Origin of the sequence: Streptomyces sp. MspMP-M5, assembly GCF_000373585.1 — a bacterium.
Taxonomy (GTDB): Bacteria; Actinomycetota; Actinomycetes; order Streptomycetales; family Streptomycetaceae; genus Streptomyces.
Genome location: NZ_KB891886.1, coordinates 38,076 through 53,634, shown reverse-complemented (window position 1 = coordinate 53,634; position 15,559 = coordinate 38,076). Strand labels below are relative to the sequence as shown.

Sequence of the window (15,559 nt, the reverse complement as noted above, 5' to 3'; positions counted from 1 at the left end):
CGTCTAGGTCCATTCACCCCGCAGGCGTGCGTAGGCGCGTCGGGGTGGTCTGGGGGTGGCCCGGTCCAGGGCGTCCAGGGCGGCGCCGAGGACCGGGGGCGTGGTGACGAGGTGCGGAACGGCCTTCGGCGCCTGGGCGGCGAGGAGTTCGGTGACGTGGTCCTGGAGAAGGGGGTGCCGGGCGGCGAGGATGCCGCCGCCGAGGATGACCGGGGTCGGTTCGGTGAGGAGGTCGAGGCGCTGGAGGGCGACGGAGGCCATCAGGGCGATCTCCTCCGCCTGACGGGCCACGAGGGAGCGGGCGACGGCGTCGCCGTCCGCCGCAACGGCGAAGAGCAGGGGGGAGAGTTCGTGCCGGCGGTCGACCGGGATCCGGTGCAGGTGCAGGGCCTCGATCAGTTCCGCCATGGTCGTCAGGCCGAAGTGGGCCGGTAGCGCGCGGGCGAGTTCGCTCGGTGTGCCGCGGCCGTCCTCGGCTCGGGCGGCGTGCCACAGGGCCTCGTCGGCGAGGAAGAAACCGCCGCCCCAGTCGCCGGAGATCCGGCCGACGGCCGGGAAACGGGCGGTGGCCCCGCCGCGGCCGACGCCGACGCAGTTGATGCCGGCGCCGCAGACCACGGCGACGCCCAACTGCTCCGCGCCGTCCGGAAGTCCGGTGCGGAGCAGCGCGAAGGTGTCGTTGCGGACGGTGATGCGGTCCGCCCAGCCGCGGGCGGCGATCTCGGCGGTCAGGCGGGTCACTTCGGCGGGGAGGTCGGCGTTGGCGAGGAAGGCGGAGAGCTGGGCGACCGGGCCGTCGGCGGGCAGTCCGGCCCGGCGCCGGGCCTCGGCGATCAGGGGGGCGAGTACGTCCACGGCGCGGGCGGCCCCGACCACATGCGGCTGGAAGCCGCCGCCGCGGGCCCGGCCGAGGACCCTGCCGTCGGTGGCGACCAGCACCACGTCGGTCTTGCTGTTGCCCGCGTCGACGGCGAGCGCCGTGCCGGTCAGGCCCACGTGAGGTGCTCCCGGTTGTGTGCGATCAACGCGTCGGCGAGCCGGTCCGCGTGGTCGATCTGGCCGATGAGGGGGTGTGCGAGGAGTGCGGAGAAGACCCGGTCGCGGCCGCCTTTGAGGGCCGCGTCCAGAGCCAGGTGCTCGTAGGCCGTGACATGGGCGACGAGCCCGGCGAAGAGGGGGGCGAGGGGGCGGAGGGGGAGGGGGGAGGCCCCCCGGGAGCCGACCGCCGCCGGCACCTCGATCACCGCATCGTCCGGCAGGAACGGCAGCGTCCCGTTGTTGAGGGTGTTGACGATCTGCACGTCACCGACCGGCCGCACGTCGCCGACCGGATGCCCCCCGGCCCCGGCCCCCGCCGCCCCGCTTCCGCCCCCCAGCAAAGACGACGTCAAGGCGACTGCTGCCTCGGAGTAGAAGGCGCCGCCGCGGCGGGAGAGGAGGGCGGGTTTCTCGGCCAGGGCCGGGTCGGCGTAGAGGTCGAGGAGTTCGCGTTCGAGGGCGGCGACCTCGGCGGCGCGGGAGGGCTTGGTGCGCAGCTCCGCCACCACCGCGTCGTGCTGGTAGTAGTAGCGCAGGTAGTAGGAGGGGACGACGCCCAGGTGGTCGAGGAGCGCGCGGGGCATGCGGATGTCGGCGGCGAGGGCGTCGCCGTGCTCGGCGAGGAGCCGGGGCAGGACGTCCGCGCCGTCGACGCGGACGGCCCGCTCCCAGGTGAGGTGGTTGAGGCCGATGTGCTCCAGCTCGACGCGTTCGGGGGCCACGCCGAGCAGCCCGGCGAACTTCCGCTGGAAGCCGATGGCCACGTTGCACAGCCCGACGGCCTTGTGCCCGTGGGTGAGCAGGGCCCGGGTGACGATGCCCACCGGGTTGGTGAAGTCCACGATCCAGGCGTCCGGGCAGCGGCGGCGGACCCGTTCGGCGATGTCCAGGACGACCGGGACGGTGCGCAGTGCCTTGGCGAGGCCGCCCGCGCCGGTGGTCTCCTGGCCGACGCAGCCGCACTCCAGCGGCCAGGTCTCGTCCTGGTTGCGGGCCGCCTGCCCGCCGACCCGCAGCTGGAGCAGGACGGCGTCGGCGCCGTCGAGGCCGGCGTCGAGGTCGTCGGTCCAGGTGATCCGGCCCGGGTGGCCCTGCCGGGCGAAGATCCGGCGGGCCAGTCCGCCGATCAGTTCCAGCCGTTCGGTGGCCGGGTCGATCAGGACGAGGTCGCCGACCGGCAGCGCGTCCCGCAACCGCGCGAAGCCGTCGATGAGTTCGGGGGTGTAGGTCGAGCCGCCGCCGACCACGGCGATCTTGACGGGGGAGTGCGGGGGGCGGCCCCCGGACGTTGGCAGCATGAGCGGTTTCAGCCCTTCACTCCGGTGAGTGTGACGCCTTCGACGAAGGCCCTCTGTGCGAAATGATCAACGGCCAGACCGAGCCGGTCAGATGCAGCTGCTGCGCCCACACCAGGTACATCGGGATGACGACGACCTGGGGCGGCAGCATCATCGTGGAGACGACGACCAGCATCGCCGTGCGCCGGCCGCGGAAGCGGAAGCGGGCCAGCGCATAGGCGACCGGGATCGCCGAGCAGACCGTGAAGAAGGTGCCCAGACCCGCGTAGAGCAGCGAGTTCCGCCACCAGTCGAGGAAGCCGGGGGTGGTGGGCGCGGGGACGCGGGCGGCCGTGCGGCCGCGGCCGTCGGGCCCCCGGGCGGGAGAGCGGCATGAACGGCACGAGCGGCATGCGGACTTCCTTCCGTCGGGGGTTCCCGGGGCGCCCGGGCGGGCTCCCGGCCGCGGCGGCTGCCGGGCCCGTCCGACGCACCGGACGGGCCCGGGGCCGGCGGGCTCACCCGGTGTCGAAGACCACGTCGCGGGTCTCGGCCAGTGCCGTGCGCAGCGCTCCGGTGAGGATGGGGTTGCCCGCGAGGTCGCTGAGGCGGATCTCCGGGCGGGGCAGCGCGAGCCCGCTGAACTCGGCCTCGACCAGGGCCCGCAGCTCCTCCCCGCCGGCCTGCGGCACCTCGCCGGAGAGCACCACCAGCCGGGGGTCGACCACCGCGACCACCGCGGCCAGACCGGTCGCCAGCCGCCGCGCGACCTCGGTCCGTACGTCGTCCCGGGCCAGTGCCTCGGCGACGGTGCGGACCTCGGGGGCGCCGGACGCCCGGGCGAGGGCGAGCACGCTGGGCGCGCCGACCAGCCGCTGGAAGCCGCCGCCCGCGTCCGGCCGGGCGGCGCTGCGGTCGCCGTCCCGGGCCAGCGGGGCGCCGGGCAGCGGCATGTAGCCGATCTCGCCCGCGCCGCCGGTGGCCCCGCGCAGCAGCCGCCCGTCCAGTACGATCGCGGCGCCCACGCCCTCGTCGACCCACACCAGCACGAAGTCGTCGAAGTCCTGGGCGGCGCCGTCGTGTTGCTCGGCCACGGCAGCCAGGTTCACGTCGTTCTCGATGACGAGCGGGACGCCGAGGGCCTCGGCCAGTTCGTCCTTCAGCGTCCGCGACTGCCACCCCGGCAGGTGGGGGGCGTACCGCAGCAGGCCGGTCTGCGGGTCCAGGGCGCCGGGGGTGCCGATCACCGCGCGGTGCAGCGCTCCCCGCGCCAGCCCGGCCTTGGCGAGCGCCCCGTCGACGGCCTGCGCCACCAGCCGGGCGGTCTGGGCGGTGGTGCCTTCGTGGGCCGCCTCGGCGCCGAGGCGTTCCTCGCCGAGCACCCGGCCGGTGATGTCGGCGACGGCCGCGGTGATGCCCAGTTGGTCCACGGCCAGCGCGGCGACGTGTGCGGCGGCCGGGTTCACCTCGTACAGCTGGGCGTTGGGCCCCGGGCGGCCGGTGACGTTGCCGGTGGTCCGGACGAGTCCGGCCGCGGTGAGCCGGGCGAGCAGCTGGGAGGCGGTCGGCTTGGACAGCCCCGTCAGTTCGCCGATCTGCGTACGTGTCAGGGGGCCCTGGGAGACCAGCAGGTCGAGTGCGGCGCGGTCGTTCATCGCCCGCAGCACCCTCGGTGTGCCCGGCGTTCCCTGTCCTGCTGCCATGGCTGCTGCCCACCCCGTGTTCCGTGCGGAGGCCGACCGGAAGCCGGCCCGAAGCCGGCCCGAAGCCGATCGGCAGTCGACCGGAAGGCATCTGTTAGGAAACCTTCCAATTATGGGAAGGACGGTAGGGCGGCGGCCAGTTGCGCGTCAATGGCCCGGACGGAGGTTTCGTCCGCCGGGGGCGGGTCGGGTGTGGCCGGGCAGGCAAAGAGGGGCGCCCGGCGGTCGGCCGGTGCGCCCCTCAGTGGTCCCCCGTGGTCCCCCGTGGTCCCCCGTGGTCCCCCGTAGTCCCCGTGTTCTTTTTGGTTCTTCGATCCCCCGTCCCGTGCTACGCCGGGCCTCAGCCCTCTTCCCAGCCGACGCTGCCGACGCCGGTGCCGCCGTCGCAGGTGGCCTCGGAGTGGTCCCGGGCGCCCGGGTTGAGGGTCCGCCACGGGCCGGTCTGGTCGGGCCACCAGCCGCAGACCACGGTCGCCCGGAAGGCGATGGTGCGGTTGGTGTTGTTGGTGCAGTCCGCGGTGCCGCGGCGTCCGTCGGTGGTCGTGGTGCAGTTGAGGTCGTTCTTGATCTGCGGCCGCGCCGCGGCGGACGCGGGGGCCGCGGCGGTCAGGACCGCCGCGCTGCCGAGCATCAGAACCGAAGCGACGGCCCCCGTGGCCACGCGATTGCGGATCTTCATGGTGAAGTCTCCTTCTCCGTCCTTGGTGTCGTTGGTGCCGACACCCCGGACACGAAGCGGGGCCGCGTCCCGTATGACAGAGGCGCATGTGATCTGGGTCACATGCGCCTCGTCGTCCGTCTCCGTGGCCCCGCCCGCGGGGCGCAGGGCTACTGCTTGTCCAGCTGCGGCGGCGGGATCGGCGTCGTCGCCTGGGACTGCGCCGACGACGGGTTGCCGAGCACCGAGGGTGCGGCGATCCCCGCGGAAGGGTCGGCCGGCGCCGCCTCGTCCTCCTCCTCGACCGGGCGCGGCGCGAGGTGTATGCCCGCCGCGTCCAGCGCGTGCTTGATGCGCCAGCGCAGCTCCCGCTCGACGCCGGCCGCCTTGCCCGGCATGGTCTTGGCCGACACGCTGACCGTGACGGTGTCCAGCGACACCTCGCTCAGGCCCAGCACCTGCACCGGCTCCCACAGCTGCTCGTTCCACGGCTCGGCCTTGGACATCGCCTCGCCGGCGTCGGTGATCACCGTGCGGGCCCGCTCCAGGTCCTGGTCCGCGGAGACCAGTACGTCCACGCTCGCGGTGGACCAGCCCTGGCTGAGGTTGCCGATCCGCTTGACCTCGCCGTTGCGGATGTACCAGATCGCGCCGTTGGCGCCGCGCAGCTTGGTGACCCGCAGGCCGACCTCGATGACCGTGCCGGTGGCCACGCCCGCGTCGATCTCGTCGCCGACGCCGTACTGGTCCTCCAGGATCATGAAGACGCCGGAGAGGAAGTCGGTGACGAGGTTGCGGGCGCCGAAACCGATCGCGACACCGGCCACACCGGCGCTGGCCAGCAGCGGCGCCAGGTTGATCTGGAGCACCGAGAGCACGGTCAGCGCGGCGGTGCCCATGATCACGAACGAGGCGACGCTGCGCAGCACCGAGCCGATCGCCTCCGACCGCTGCCGCCGCCGCTCGGCGTTGACCAGCAGCCCGCCCAGCGCGGTGTGCTGGGCCGCGGCGGCGGTGCGGTTCATCCGCTCGATCAGCTTGGTGATGGTGCGGCGTATCACATGCCGCAGGACCACCGCGATCACGATGATCAGGATGATCTGCAGGCCGGACGTGAGCCACGTCCCCCAGTTCGCCTGTATCCAGTCGGCGGCGTTGGTGGCCTTCTGGGTGGCCTCGTCGAGGGAGGTAGGACCGGTGGAGCCGGACGCGGCGGTGCGCAGGGGCGCAGCGGCGGCCGACGGGGCGGACCAGTACACAGCGGAACCTTCCGTGAGGGACAGCAGGCCCGGCCCGCTCTGGGACCCGAGAAAGCCGGGCAGATCTACCACACTAACGGGGCAACGCGGGCGGCCCGCCCCTGTGTTCGATCATGGGGCTGCCGGGAAGGGTGGAATGGGTCGGATCTGGCGGGATCTGCGGCCCTGTGGTCGAAAACACCTCCGGCCCGTTACCTGGTCATGGTGGCGCTCCGACCAGGCACCGGGGGACACTGTGGGGAGATCGTCCCGGCGCGAGCCACGCGCCGCCGGCGTACAAGGAGGCACCCGTGCCGCATGTCCTGGTCCTCAACGCGTCGTACGAGCCGCTCGGCGTCGTACCGCTCCGCCGCGCGCTCATCCTCGTCCTCAATGAGAAGGCCGTCAGCCTTGAGGAATCCGGCGCCCTGATGCACAGCGCGACCCGTGTCGTACCGGCTCCGAGCGTGGTTCGCTTGAAGCGGTTTGTGAGAGTGCCCTTTCGAGGCCCTGTCCCGCTGACCCGACGGGCGCTGTTCGCCCGGGACGGCGGGCGTTGTATGTACTGCGGTGGCGTCGCAACCAGCGTCGACCACGTCATCCCGCGCAGCCGCGGCGGCCAGCACACCTGGGAGAACGTCGTCGCCGCGTGCCGGCGCTGCAACCACGTCAAGGCCGACCGCCATGTCGCCGAGATCGGCTGGCGGCTGCGCCATCAGCCCGCCCCGCCGTCCGGGCTGGCCTGGCGCATCATCGGCACGGGGCATAGGGACCCGCGCTGGCTGCCCTACTTGCAGCCGTACGGCGCGGACGACGCGTTGGCCCGGATCGATGCCGTATCGGCGTAGATCCGGGTTTTTGCGTCATACGGGACGGCGGTCCCGGTGTGGCGGGGGTTCCCAGGGGCCCCGCCACAGACGCGTCACCCGCCCGCCACCGCGTACGCCTCCACGCCCCACAGCGAGTACCCGAACCGTGTCGCCCGCTTGTCGCCCTGGACACGGACGTAGCGGGCGTCGTTCGCGTCCATCCGCACCGCCTCCCGGCCGCCCTTGCCGTCGTGGACCGTCGCGGCGGTGCGCCAGGTCTGCCCGTCGGACGAGACCTGGACGCGGTAGGCGGCCGCGTAGGCGTCCTGCCAGTGCAGGACCACCAGGCCCAGCCGGGTCGGGCGGGGCAGCGCGAACTGCAGCCAGGCGGCGTCCTCGGCGGGGGAGGACCAGCGGGTCCTGGGGTCGCCGTCGGTGGCCGCGGACGCCGGGAAGTCGTCGGTCTCGTCGCCGGACGAGGAGGCGTCCGCGCCGCGCGCCAGATCGGGGCCGCCGGTGGGCGGGAAGACCCGCAGGGTCAGCTTCTGCTCCCGGCCGGCGAAGGCGACGGAGACCTCGTACGTCCCCGAGGGGGTGTCCTTGGGGACGTCCACGGTCACCGGGACGAGCGCGGTGCCGCCCCGCGGGGCGGTCACCTCCTTCGGTGCGTGGACGGTGAAGCCCTTGGGGGCGGTGACCGTCAGCGGGCCGTGCACCTCGCCGGGGCGGCGGGAGGAGATCCGGGCCTCCACCGCGGCCCGGCCGCCGGTCTGGGCGTCGGTGGAGGCCCGGGACAGTTCCAGGCCGGCCCGCGGGGTGTCGTCGAACCACGGCGTGAGCGCGTGCACGGACGGTGCCGGGGTGTCGCCGTCCCAGGTCAGCCGTACCGCGTCGGCGCGCAGCCCGGTCGTGCGGGTCTCCGTCCAGCCGGTCGCCGACAGCGGACCCAGGCGCTGCCAGCCGGACCCCGGCACATGGGCCTCCAGGGAGACCGCGCCGGCCGCCGGGCCCGGATCGGTGAGCGCGCCGACCGCGGCCAGCGGGCGGACCCGCGGGAAGGGCACGGTCAGCGCCGTGCGGCCGTCGCCGCGGTCCGGTGCCGGGGCCTTGCCGTGGGCCCCCGTCCAGGCGTCCGCCTCGGTCATCGCACGGTCCAGGAACGGCGCCAGCACGCCCTTGCCGACCGTCGCCGGGCTGCCGTCGAGCTGCGTCCGCAGCCGCAGCACCGTGCGCTGTGCCGCCCAGGCCGCGTCGCCGTCGTCCCGGGCCTGCGCCAGCAGGGTGTCCACGGCCTGTGCCCCGGCGTCGCCGAAGCGGGCCAACTGCTCGGCCCACGGCCTCACTTCGGCCCGCAGGTCGGAGGCCAGGCCCCGGGGCGCGGCGCTCATGGTGCGGAACGCGGCCCGCAGCGCCTGCGCGGCCTTGGCGAAGTCCGGGTCGTCCCCGGGCCGGCCGCCGTTGACGGCCGCCGCGCGGGTCTGCCAGAAGCGGTCGATCAGCGGCCGGAGGTACCCCGACTCCGCGCCGTCGAGCAGGGACGACGCGGTGTTCCCGGCCAGCGTGCGCAGCGCCGCACGGGCCCCGGGGTCGGCGCCGGCGAGGTCGTCGACGGCCGCCGCCCAGGACTGTGCGGGGCGGTAGTCGCGCGGGTTCCAGGCGTAGTCGGCGGCGGTGAACAGCGGGATCCGGGACGCCAGCGGCTGCTCCATGGCGTTGGCGAGCAGCGCCGCCGAGCCGGTGGCGACGGCCGGTTCGCGGCCGGTGTAGGGGCCGAGGAAGATCCGGTCCTGGGCGTAGTCGTTGACCGGGTAGTTGTCCATGGTGACCAGCGGGTGGCCGAACGCCGCGCGGGCGGCGGCCAGTTCGCCGCCGGTGATGGTCCGCGGCACCACCCCGACGCCCGTCCAGGCCACCTCCACCCGGTCGTTGAGCGCCGCGGCCAGTGCGCCGCGGTAGGCGGTGGCCCCGTCCTGGTAGTACTCGGTCGGCATCAGGGACAGCGGCGCGGCGCCCGGGTGCCGCTCGGCGAGGTGCCGGGCCAGCGCGTTGGCGACCCCGGCCTGCGCCTTGGCGGCGGCCTGCGGCCCGGTCCCGAAGGTCTCCGCGTCGGCCGCGCAGTGCCACTCGCTGTAGCTGACGTCCTGGAACTGCAGCTGGAAGGAGCGCACCCCCAGCGCCCACATCGCGTCCACCTTGCGGCGCAGCGCCCTCAGGTCGTCCTCGGAGGACAGGCACATCGCCTGGCCGGGCGCCACCGCCCAGCCGAGGGTGACGTGGTTGGCGCGGGCCCGCTCGGCCAGCGCCCGGAAGTCCGCCCGCTGCTCGGCCGGGTACGGGTCGCGCCACCGCGCCTGGCGGTACGGGTCGTCGCCCGGGGCGTAGAGGTACCGGTTCTGCTTGGTGCGGCCCATGAAGTCCAGCTGGGCCAGCCGCTGCGCCCGGCTCCACGGCTGCCCGAAGAAGCCCTCGGTGGTGCCGCGCACACCGGTCGCCGGCCAGTCCCGGACGGCCACGGAGGTCAACTGTCGCCCCCCGTCCTGACCTTCGGTGACCAGCTGGCGCAGGGTCTGCGCGGCGTGGAAGAGGCCGTCCGGGCCGACGCCGTCCAGCGCGACGGTGTCCCGGCCGGCGACCTGACCCACCGCCAGGCGGTAGCCGCCGGACGGCAGATCGCCGCGGGCCGGCACCCGCAGCGTCCGCAGGGCGTCGTCCGCGGGCGCCCCGCCGGCCAGCAGCACCGGCCCGTCCGCGGGCAGCCGGTCGCCGGGCGCGGCCTCCCGCACGGTGCGCACCCCGGCCTCCCGCAGCAGCCCGCGCAGCACGTCGAGCGCGTACGGGTCGGTGTCCGGCGCGGCCACCAGCACCGCCGCCGGGCCGAGCGGCACCGCCGCGCCGAGCTGCCGCATCGACTGGGGGCGCGGCCAGACCGCGGGCGGGGTGCCGGCGTCGGCCGGCCGGCCGGGCTGGTCGGGGGTGCCGGCGGCGGGGTCCGCCGGGGCCGCCTGGGCGGCCGGTGCGCCGCCGAGCAGCCCTCCTATGACGGCCGCGGCCAGCGCGGTGGTGCCCGCCACCCGCGCCCGGCCGCCGCCTCTGCCCGTACCGGCTCTTCCGCCCCATACGCCCCGGATTCGCACGGTCGCTCCTCGTTCCCCGTCTCTCGTGCTCACCGGCTTGTGCCGGTTCCCCCTGTGTGACCCGTCGTCCGGCCGTCGCGCCGGCCCCGCGCGCCAGGGGGCCCGACCGGCGGACGGGAACCGCGGTGCGGGTGGTGGTCGTGGTGCGCGCGGCGCGGAACCGGGGGTTTCGCCACCCGTCGGTACCAGTTCGGACAGACCTTCGGCCGTGAGCCCACCATTGTCGCGGTGAGGGTGTCAACCGGGCCTCGGGCGCGCGCCCGGCCTCCCGCCGGATCATCCCTTTCGTCCCGGGGTGCGGCCGGGGCGCGCCCCCTTCGCCGCCGCAGGAATTGCGTCGCACCGGCCCGTCGCGCGCCGTTCTGTGCGCCGTGCGGCGCTCCCCGCCGTGAAATCGCCGGTCGGAGCCGTATTGTGACGTGACTCACGTTTGCTGGGTGAAGACGTCTGCGGCCGTGTCGACTGGGTAGGGCAGACGTGTCCCACTACCGATGAACGGGAGGCCCCTCGTGGCCGCATCCGCTCAGTTGCTCCTCGACGCCCTCGCTGCGAAACCCGACGGCGAGTCCGGGCTCTTCGACGGGGTCTCCGGCCCCGACTCCGGCCTGGAGGGCTCCGGTTCGTTCAGCTTCACCGAGCCGCCGCTCACCAGCGAGCCCCCGCTCGCCGACAGCGCCCCGCTCACCAGCGAGGTCCCCATCACCGCCGAACTCCCGCTGACCAGCGAACCGACGGCCACCGGGCTGGGCACGGAGTCGATGGAGGTCTGAGCCGCCATGGGCCGCGCCCGGCTCGCCCGGCTCCACGGCATCGCCACGTCCTACGAGCCCGCACCGGGCCGCACCGTCCACGTCCCCGAGGACACCGTCGTCGCCGTGCTCGCCGCACTGGGAGTCGACGCCTCCACCCCCGAGGCCGTCCGCGCCGCCCTGGCCGCCCACGACGAGACCGCCGGCCGCGCCCTGCTGCCGCCCACCGTCACCGCCCGCGCCGGCCGCCCGCCGCACCTGCCCGACCTGCCCGACGGCACCGTCCTGAGCGTCCGTACCGAGGACGGCGCTCTCGCCGGCGCGGAAGTACGGGACGGCGCCCCGCACGGCGGCGCCCGGGACCCCGCGGCGCTCGCCGGGCTCCCCCTCGGCGTCCACGCCCTCCGTGCCGCCGCCCCCGACGGCCGCACCGGCCGGGCCCACCTGATCGTCGCGCCCGGCACCGTGCCCGCCCCGCCCGGCCGCAGTCACGGCTTCCTCGTCCAGCTCTACTCCCTGCTCTCCCGCCACTCCTGGGGCATGGGCGACCTCGGGGACCTCGCCGACCTGGCCGCCTGGTCCGGCCGCACCCTGGGCACCGGCTTCGTCCAGCTCAACCCCCTGCACGCGGCGGTCCCCGGCCCGCCCACCGACCCCTCCCCCTACCGCCCCTCCTCGCGCCGCTTCCCCGACCCGGTCCACCTGCGGATCGAGCTGATCCCCGAGTACGCCCACCTGGCCGGCGACGCCCGCGCCCGGGCCGACGAACTGGCCGCCCGGGCGGGCGAGTTGCGCGCCGAGGTCCTCGACCGCGGCGGACTGATCGACCGGGACGCCGTCTGGGACCTCAAGCGCCGGGCCCTGGAACTCCTCTGCGCCGTCCCGCTCGGCCCCGGCCGCCGCGCCGCGTACTGCGACTTCCTCGCCGAGCAGGGCCCGGCCCTGGACGACCACGCCACCTGGTGCGCGCTCGCCGAACGGCACGGCCCCGACTGGCGCGGCTGGCCGGCCGGCCTGCGCGACCCCCGCTCCCCGGAGACCGCCCGGATCCGCCACCGCCTGCTGGACCGCATCGACTTCCACTCCCGGCTCGCCTGGTTCACCGACCAGCAGCTCGCCGCCGCCCAACGCGCCGCCCGCGAGGCCGGGATGGCCGTCGGCCTCGTCCACGACCTCGCCGTCGGCGTCCACCCCTCCGGCGCCGACACCTGGGCCCAGCAGGGCGCCTTCGCCGCCGGGATGTCCGTCGGGGCGCCACCGGACGCCTTCAACTCCCGCGGCCAGGACTGGGGTCTGCCGCCCTGGCGCCCGGACGCCCTGGCCGCCGCCGGCTACGCCCCCTACCGCGACCTGCTGCGCGGGCTGCTCCGGCACGCCGGCGCGCTCCGCATCGACCACGTGATGGGCCTGTTCCGGCTCTGGTGGGTCCCCGAGGGCCGGCCGCCGACCGACGGTGCCTACGTCCGCTACGACGGCGAGGCGATGCTCTCGGTGCTCGCCCTGGAGGCCCACCGGGCCGGCGCCGCCGTGATCGGCGAGGACCTCGGCACCGTCGAGCCCGGCGTCCGCGAGGCCCTCGCGGAGCGCGGCGTCCTCGGCACCTCCGTCCTGTGGTTCGAACGGGACTACGGCAACGGCTCCGGGACCGACGGGGACGGGCCGGGCGACGCGGGCGGGACGGCGGACGGGGGCGGCCCGGTGCCGGCGGCGGCCGCCGCCGAGGAGGCTCGGATACTGGCCCCCGCCGAGTGGCGCGCCGGCTGCCTGGCCACCGTCACCACCCATGACCTGCCGCCCACCGCCGCCCGGTTCAGCGGCGCCGACGTCGCCCTGCGCGCACGCCTCGGCCTGCTCACCGGCCCGCCGGAGCAGGAGCGCTCCAGGGCCGCCTACGAGCTCCGCGAATGGCTCGGCGTGCTGTCCCGCCACGGCCTGCTGCCGGAGGGCGGCGGCGACGAGGAGGCGGTGGTCAAGGCCGTCCACCGCTTCCTGCTGCGCACCCCGGCGCGGATGGTCGGCATCTGGCTGCCGGACGCGGTCGGCGACCGCCGCCCGCAGAACCTCCCCGGCACCTGGCAGGAGTACCCCAACTGGCGCCTGCCCATCGCCGGCCCCGACGGCCGCCCGCACACCCTGGAGGAGTTGGCCGCCTCGCCCCGGCTGCACGCCCTGATGCGCGAGGTGGCGGCCCTGGCGGACTGACCGCGGCCCACCGCGGGCGACGGCGGCGGGCCGTCCGGCCTGCCGGTATGCCGCTCGCCCCACCCCGGACGCGCGGGGCGGAGCACCGTCCGCTACGTTGAACGGGTGAGCAACAAGGTCAAGAACACCGCCCTGCGCGCCGGAACCATCACCGCCGGCACCGCGCTGATGCTGCTGATGTCGTCCCCCGCGTTTGCGCTCACCCGCGACGACGGTGACGACCCGGGTCCGGGCCTGAGCGTGATCCAGACGCTCGGCCTCTACGTCGCTGCGCCGATCGTGCTCTTCCTGATCATCGCCGGACTGGTCATCGCGACCGACAAGTCCCGCAAGCAGGCCCAGCCCAAGGGCTGACCCCAGCCCTGCGCGGGCCCGCCCGGCCCGCTCGCGTCCACGACGCGGACGCCTTCACAGGGGCGCCCACCGGTTCTTCCCGGACCGGTGGGCGCCCCTTTTCGCATGCGCGGGCCGACGAGCAAACGATCACGAAAAACCGGATATAGCGCGCGAGTTGGGACTTTCCGGGCGATTACCCCTTGGGGAGATGTTTAACCGGAGCGTACCTACGATGACGTAACCTACGGGGCCGTAGGTCAAAACCTACGGCCCCGTAGGTTCGTCGTCCCCAGGAGTTGCCGTGACCATCGCCCCCGACCGCCTCGACGGAGCGCGCGGCCAGGCCGCCTGGACCGACACCCGCCTGCTCTACGCCCTCGAAGAGGTCGTCGAGCGGGAGCTCGACCGGCATCTGAAGGTCGCCAAGGAGTGGATGCCGCACGAGTACGTGCCGTGGAGCGACGGACGGAACTTCGACGGGGTGCTGGACGGCGAGCCCTGGGCCCCCGACCAGTCCAAGGTCACCCCCATCGGCCGCACCGCGCTGGTGGTCAACCTCCTCACCGAGGACAACCTCCCCAGCTACCACCACGAGATCGCCACCCTCTTCGGCCGGGACGGCGCCTGGGGCACCTGGGTCCACCGCTGGACGGCGGAGGAGGGCCGGCACGGCATCGTCATGCGCGACTACCTGCTCACCAGCCGCGCGGTCGACCCGGTCGAGCTGGAGCGGTTCCGGATGGCCCACATGTCCGAGGGCTTCGAGTCCGACAACGCGCACGGCATGCTGCACTCGGTGGCGTACGTCGCCTTCCAGGAGCTGGCCACCCGGATCTCGCACCGCAACACCGGCCGGCACTCCGGCGACCCGGTGTGCGACCGGATGCTGGCCCGGATCGCCACCGACGAGAACCTCCACATGGTCTTCTACCGCAACCTCCTCGGCGCCTCCTTCGAGCTGGCCCCCGACCGGACGATGTGCGCCGTGCGGGACGTGGTCACCGGCTTCCGGATGCCCGGCCACGGCATGCCCGGCTTCGAGCGGGCCGCCGCCCGGATGGCGCTCGGCGGGATCTACAACCTCCGCATCCACCACAACGAGGTGCTCCAGCCGGTGCTGCGCCACCTGAAGGTGCTGGAGCGCGGCGGACTGGGCCCCGAGGGGCTCGCCGCCCAGGAGGAGCTGGGCCTGTTCCTGGACGGCCTGGACGCGCAGGCACGCCGCTTCGACGAGCGGCAGGCCGCGATCCTGGCCCGCCGGGCGGCCCGGGACTGATCCCGGGGCTGCCGGGGGTCGACCCGACTGACCCGGGCCCGATTCCTTTCAGTGTTTCTGAATGAACGAGCCGGCCGCGCCGGGTGCGTACGCTGCCCGCATGGCCGACTGGGACATCAAGAAGCTCCGCATCCTGCGCACCCTCCAGGAGCTGGGCACGGTCACCGCGACCGCCGAGGCGCTGCACATGACGCCCTCGGCGGTCTCCCAGCAGCTGTCCGGGCTCGCCCGGTCCCTCGGGGTGACGCTGCTGGAGGCGCACGGCCGCCGGGTCCGGCTCACCGGCGCCGCCCACCTGGTGCTGCGGCACGCCGAGGCGGTCTTCGCGCAGCTGGAACGGGCCGACGCGGACCTCCTCGGCTACCTCCAGGGGGAGGCCGGCACGGTGCGGGTCGGGGCGTTCTCCACCGCCGTCCCGGCGCTGGTGGTGCCCGCCGTCCAGGAGTTGCGCCGCAGCCACCCGGGGCTGGCGGTGACCGTGCGGGAGGCCGAGGCGGAGGCCGCGTACGAGCTGCTGGCCGAGGGCAGCGTCGATCTGGCGCTGTCGCTGGCGGCGCACGCGCCCACCCCGCGCGACCCGAAGTTCAGCCGGGTCGTGCTGCTCGCCGACCCGCTGGACGTGGCGCTGCCGGCCGGCCATCCGCTGGCCGCCGAGCCGGGGCTGCGGCTGGCCGACCTGGCCGGCGAACCGTGGATCTTCGGCAGCAGCGGCCCGTGGTCGCAGATCACCCTCGCCGCCTGCGAGAACGCCGGGTTCGTGCCGGAGCAGGCGCACGCCGCCGCCGACTGGAGCGCGATCTGGGCGATGGTCGCGGCCGGTATGGGCGTGGCGCTGGTGCCCCGGATGGCGAGGGCGGGCGGGCTGCGGGCCCCCGGGCACGGCGGCGGGGTGGCGCTGCGGGTGCTCCACGCCGACCAGCCGCGCCGCCATGTGATCGCCGCCGCCCGGCGCGGCTCCGAGGCGGCGCCCGGCCTGGCCCGGGTGCTGGCCGCGCTCCGCCAGGCGGCCGCCGCCCAGGCCGGGCCGGGCACCCCGCCACCTGCGACCTTTCAGTCCGACTGAAAATATTCCTCACGAACTTTCGATGGACCTGTGAGGTGTTCCGCTGCGACGGTGGACCGGTCCCCAGCACCGCACA

General features: G+C 75.0%; 12 protein-coding genes and 1 pseudogene. 6 read left to right on the top strand and 7 right to left on the bottom strand.

Translation table 11 applies throughout. The features are described 5' to 3' along the window. Positions 1-3: 3 nt before the first annotated feature. The 6 genes and pseudogenes from B073_RS0115055 to B073_RS0115030 all read right to left on the bottom strand — a co-directional run bounded on the left by B073_RS0115055 (position 4) and on the right by B073_RS0115030 (position 5,935). Positions 4-996 carry an N-acetylglucosamine kinase gene (locus tag B073_RS0115055; RefSeq protein WP_018538915.1) on the bottom strand — a complete coding sequence of 331 codons (993 nt, stop codon included), beginning with the start codon at positions 994-996 and terminating at the stop codon, positions 4-6. Beyond that, positions 987-2,336, bottom strand: coding sequence for a 6-phospho-beta-glucosidase (locus tag B073_RS0115050; RefSeq protein WP_018538914.1), 1,350 nt, complete (start codon positions 2,334-2,336; stop codon positions 987-989). Before B073_RS0115050 ends, B073_RS0115055 begins: the two co-directional genes overlap by 10 nt. Before the next feature lie 61 nt (positions 2,337-2,397). Beyond that, positions 2,398-2,643: pseudogene (locus tag B073_RS47820) on the bottom strand (carbohydrate ABC transporter permease); the annotation flags it as partial. A 190-nt stretch (positions 2,644-2,833) separates the two neighbouring features. Then, positions 2,834-4,018 carry an ROK family transcriptional regulator gene (locus B073_RS0115040; RefSeq protein WP_234025082.1) on the bottom strand — a complete coding sequence of 395 codons (1,185 nt, stop codon included), beginning with the start codon at positions 4,016-4,018 and terminating at the stop codon, positions 2,834-2,836. A 340-nt stretch (positions 4,019-4,358) separates the two neighbouring features. Beyond that, positions 4,359-4,697: a hypothetical protein gene (locus B073_RS0115035; protein ID WP_026247386.1), complete on the bottom strand. Its 339-nt coding sequence runs from the start codon at positions 4,695-4,697 to the stop codon at positions 4,359-4,361. 149 nt (positions 4,698-4,846) lie between these two features. Further along, positions 4,847-5,935 (bottom strand): mechanosensitive ion channel family protein, encoded by a 1,089-nt coding sequence (locus tag B073_RS0115030; RefSeq protein ID WP_018538910.1) that lies wholly within the window; start codon positions 5,933-5,935, stop codon positions 4,847-4,849. A 290-nt stretch (positions 5,936-6,225) separates the two neighbouring features. On the opposite strand from B073_RS0115030, the gene B073_RS0115025 reads away from it, so the two are divergent. Beyond that, positions 6,226-6,762: an HNH endonuclease gene (locus B073_RS0115025; RefSeq protein ID WP_018538909.1), complete on the top strand. Its 537-nt coding sequence runs from the start codon at positions 6,226-6,228 to the stop codon at positions 6,760-6,762. Positions 6,763-6,836: 74 nt separating this feature from the next. On the opposite strand, the gene B073_RS0115020 is transcribed toward B073_RS0115025, so the two are convergent. Further along, positions 6,837-9,794, bottom strand: coding sequence for a beta-N-acetylglucosaminidase domain-containing protein (locus tag B073_RS0115020; protein ID WP_018538908.1), 2,958 nt, complete (start codon positions 9,792-9,794; stop codon positions 6,837-6,839). Positions 9,795-10,366: 572 nt separating this feature from the next. Here B073_RS0115020 and B073_RS0115015 point away from each other — a divergent pair. From B073_RS0115015 to B073_RS0114995, 5 genes are all read left to right on the top strand, one after another. Further along, positions 10,367-10,627, top strand: a complete 261-nt coding sequence (locus B073_RS0115015) for a hypothetical protein (protein WP_026247385.1) — start codon at positions 10,367-10,369, stop codon at positions 10,625-10,627. 6 nt (positions 10,628-10,633) lie between these two features. Continuing rightward, the gene (gene malQ / locus B073_RS0115010; protein WP_018538906.1) at positions 10,634-12,808 is read left to right on the top strand and encodes a 4-alpha-glucanotransferase; all 2,175 of its coding nucleotides are present in this window, start codon (positions 10,634-10,636) and stop codon (positions 12,806-12,808) included. A 105-nt stretch (positions 12,809-12,913) separates the two neighbouring features. Further along, the gene (locus B073_RS0115005) at positions 12,914-13,162 is read left to right on the top strand and encodes a hypothetical protein (protein WP_018538905.1); all 249 of its coding nucleotides are present in this window, start codon (positions 12,914-12,916) and stop codon (positions 13,160-13,162) included. A gap of 283 nt (positions 13,163-13,445) precedes the next feature. Further along, the gene (locus tag B073_RS0115000; protein WP_018538904.1) at positions 13,446-14,420 is read left to right on the top strand and encodes an acyl-ACP desaturase; all 975 of its coding nucleotides are present in this window, start codon (positions 13,446-13,448) and stop codon (positions 14,418-14,420) included. A gap of 100 nt (positions 14,421-14,520) precedes the next feature. After that, positions 14,521-15,483, top strand: a complete 963-nt coding sequence (locus B073_RS0114995) for a LysR family transcriptional regulator (RefSeq protein WP_018538903.1) — start codon at positions 14,521-14,523, stop codon at positions 15,481-15,483. The last annotated feature ends 76 nt before the right edge of the window (positions 15,484-15,559 follow it).